This window comes from Candidatus Hydrogenedentota bacterium (assembly GCA_012523015.1).
Taxonomy (GTDB): domain Bacteria; phylum Hydrogenedentota; class Hydrogenedentia; order Hydrogenedentales; family CAITNO01; genus JAAYBJ01.
The window spans coordinates 1-3,550 of sequence record JAAYJI010000202.1; the positions used below are offsets into that span (position 1 = coordinate 1).

Genomic DNA, 3,550 nt, shown 5'->3' on the forward strand with positions numbered 1-3,550 from the left:
AAATTGGAAGTGAGTCTGAAGTGAATCTGTTCTTTCACGGAAAGAATCTCGGGCGAAGCAAACGCAAAGGAGGTCTGTGGTCATGGGTAAATTTCTAGTTGCGGATTTGAGTAAACAAATTTTTGCAGCTGCGTTTCTTGCCCTGCTGTTGTTGCTGACCGGGGCGCCCGGCATGCCGCCGTATTGCGGGTAAACAGGGCATCCGCTGCCGACGCGCCCGATGGTTCTTCTTGGGCAAAAGCCTTCAAAACCATTCAGAGCGCCGTGGATGCAGCCGATACAAAGGATGAAATCTGGGTGGCACAAGGCACCTATACGGGCACGACCGATTCAGTGGTGGATATGTCGGCAAAGACGCTTGTCCTCTATGGCGGTTTTGAGGGTACGGAAACCGATCGCGACGAACGTAATTGGGAAGACAATAAGACGGTCATTGACGGTGAAGGAATACGGCGCTGTGTGACTTCAAACTACGCCGGCTCCATAGACGGCTTCACCGTGCAAAATGGAAAAGCTGACTACGGCGGCGGGATGTATTGGGGCACGGCGACCAACTGCAGCTTCACCGGTAACTCGGCCGAGTACGACGGCGGTGGGATGTATTACGGCACGGCGACCAACTGTACCTTCACCGGCAACTCGGCCACATACTACGGCGGCGGGATGTGTTACGGCACGGCGACCAACTGTACTTTCACCGGCAATACGGCCTCCGGCGGCGGCGGGATGGCTTTCGTCATGGCGACCAACTGCACCTTCAGCGACAATAGGGCTGAGAGCTTCGGCGGCGGGATGTATGACAGCACGGCGGCCAACTGTACCTTCAGCAACAATACGGCCTACCGCGGCGGCGGGATGTATGACGGCACGGCGACCAACTGCATTCTCTGGGGCAATTCTCCCGATGACGCATCCGGAACGAGCGTGAGCTATTCCTGTCTTGGCACTGCCTATGACGGAACGGGTAATATTGCGAAGGATCCCCTGTTTGTAAATGCTGATCTCCCGGATCTGCGTCTTCAAAGTAATTCGCCCTGCATTGATGCTGGCCGGACCGGAGCAGATATTCCATCAATGGATATTGATGGAGTGCCTCGCCCCCAAGGAGCAGGTATCGATATGGGTGCCTATGAATATTATATCCCTGTACCTGTGCCTGACGTGGTGGGTAAACCCCAAGGGGAGGCAGAAGCGCTGATCTTAGGTGCCGGATTGGTTGTCGGCGAGGTGGTCTTGCAGTACAACAACATGGTTGCTGCAGACAGCGTTATCAGCCAAGATCCGGTGGCGGGCGCTGAGGTCTATAGGGGCCGCCCTGTTGATCTGATTATATCTTTAGGTTCTGAACCTGTCGAAGGCGAAGAGCCCGCTGAAGGGGAGATACCCGTTGAGGGTGAAGAACCTGTCGAAGGCGAAGAGCCCGTTGAAGGTGAGATACCCGCAGAGGGTGAAGAACCCGGCGAAGGCGAAGAGCCCCGCGAAGGCGAAGGTGCAGAACCCGTTGAGGGTGAAGAACCCGTCGAAGGCGAAGGCGAGACTCCTGTTGAAGGCGAAGGTGGAGAACCCGTTGAGGGTGAAGAATCTGTAGAAGGCGAAGGAGAAGGTGAAGGCGAGGCATCCACTGAAGGTGAGCCCGAAGAGGTGGATGAGAGCTGCGGTTGTTGCAAGAGTAATGATAAGATTTTGTCCTTACCTGAATTGCTGCACAGGGTCTTGGTGATTGGCTGCTCATTGGCGTAAGTCTGATGGGCGTCGGCATCTTCGCGTATCGTTCACGCTGATATAGAATCTAAGCTGTAATATAAGGGCCGTCTCGATTGTGAGGCGGTCCTGTTTTTTACAAGATGGACGGGCTGAAGAGGATGACAGTATGGGCGGGAGACGTACAAGGTTTTCCTGTGTAGGGGCGCGATTTATCGCGGCCTAGAGTCTACCCTATGGGTCGGATGGACAGGATCAACAGGATGGACAGGATGAACAAAGAGAATACATAGGAAAGGAGCGCCCAAACCCTACCACCACGCGCCGGTTCCCAACCCTGTTTCTAGCCTCACTTTCCCACTTCATTCTGAACGCCACGAAGAATCCGGTGGCAGCTGAGGCGGCGCGGTCATTGACCCAAGGCGCTGCACTACGTTTCCGCAACACCTTACTTTTTTCACGCTGACCCAACAATTGTAGGGGCGCGATTTATCGCGCCCAAGCCCCTCCGCCACCACTTCATTGCAAACTCAAGGTTTCTTTGGTGTCCAACGCGCCGGTACTCAAGCCAGCGCGCGTAACGCAGCGTCTTAGCGATACAAACATCTCGGGCGCGATAAATCGCGCCCCTACACCGGAAGGCTTTGTGCGTCTCCTGTCCTTCGCGTCCATCATGTCCATCCGGTCCATTAGAGGAAAACATCTCCGTCCGCAAAGCACAGAACCGCCAACCCTCTTACCCACTACCACGCGCTGATTTCTAATCCTGTTTCTAGCCTCACTTTCCCACGTCATTCTGAACGCAGCGAAGAATCGGGTGGCGGCGGGGGCGGCGCGCTCATTGATCCAAGGCGCTGCACACGGGCTTCCACAACACCTTAATTCTCTCCCGATGACCCAACAACAGTAGGGGCGCGATTTATCGAGCCCGCGGATCCATAAGAGAGAACCACCTCCATATACGCTTGTTATTTATTGTATTTCATCAGTTTTAGGTATTAAAATACATTTAGATAAAATAAGTGGACTTTAAAAGTATAATTCTTTAAAATAAGAAACTTGTCGCTTTGTAGCGGAGAAGTTTTAAAATATTGTAATTATATTTTCGACTGTTTTATAGTGCCTATTGTCGTGGATGCTTAATGCAAAGCATCTGCCATAGGATTAATCGGTTATACAAAAATTGGAATCAAGTCTGAAGTGAATCGTCCTGCCGGGGAAAGAATCCCGGACGAAGCAAACGCGAAGGAGGTCTGTGACCATGGGTAAATTTCAAGTTGCGGATTGGAGTAAACAAGTCTTTACAGCAGCGTTTCTTGCCCTGCTTTTGTTGCTGACCGGGGCGCCCGGCCATGCCGCCGTATTGCGGGTAAACGGGGCATCCGCTGCCGATACACCCGATGGTTCTTCTTGGACAACTGCCTTCAAAACCATTCAGAGTGCAGTAGATGCTGCCCATGCACAGGACGAAATCTGGGTGGCAAAAGGCACGTGTACCGGCACGACCGATTCTGTGGTGAATATGTCGGCAAAGACGCTTGCTCTCTATGGCGGTTTTCAGGGTACGGAATCGAATCGCGACCAACGTAATTGGGAAGACAATAAGACGATCATTGATGGTGAAGGAAAACGCCGCTGTGTGACTTCAAACAGAACCGGCTTCATAGACGGCTTCACCTTGCAAGATGGAAAGGCTACGCGCGGCGGCGGGATGTATAACGGCACGGCTATCAACTGTACCTTCACCATCAACTCGGCCGAGGACAACGGCGACGGGATATATAAGGGCAGGGCGACCAACTGTACCTTCACCAACAACTCAGCCTCCTACGGCGGCGGGATGTATAAC

2 protein-coding genes are annotated in these 3,550 nt (G+C 53.2%); both read left to right on the plus strand.

Annotation, left to right across the window (positions count from 1 at the left end; all coding sequences use genetic code 11):
• Positions 1-183: 183 nt before the first annotated feature.
• Positions 184-1,740, plus strand: a complete 1,557-nt coding sequence (locus GX117_08815; protein ID NLO33441.1) for a PASTA domain-containing protein — start codon at positions 184-186, stop codon at positions 1,738-1,740.
• A gap of 1,222 nt (positions 1,741-2,962) precedes the next feature.
• Positions 2,963-3,550 (plus strand): hypothetical protein (locus tag GX117_08820; GenBank protein NLO33442.1); only part of this gene is annotated, 588 nt, incomplete at its 3' end.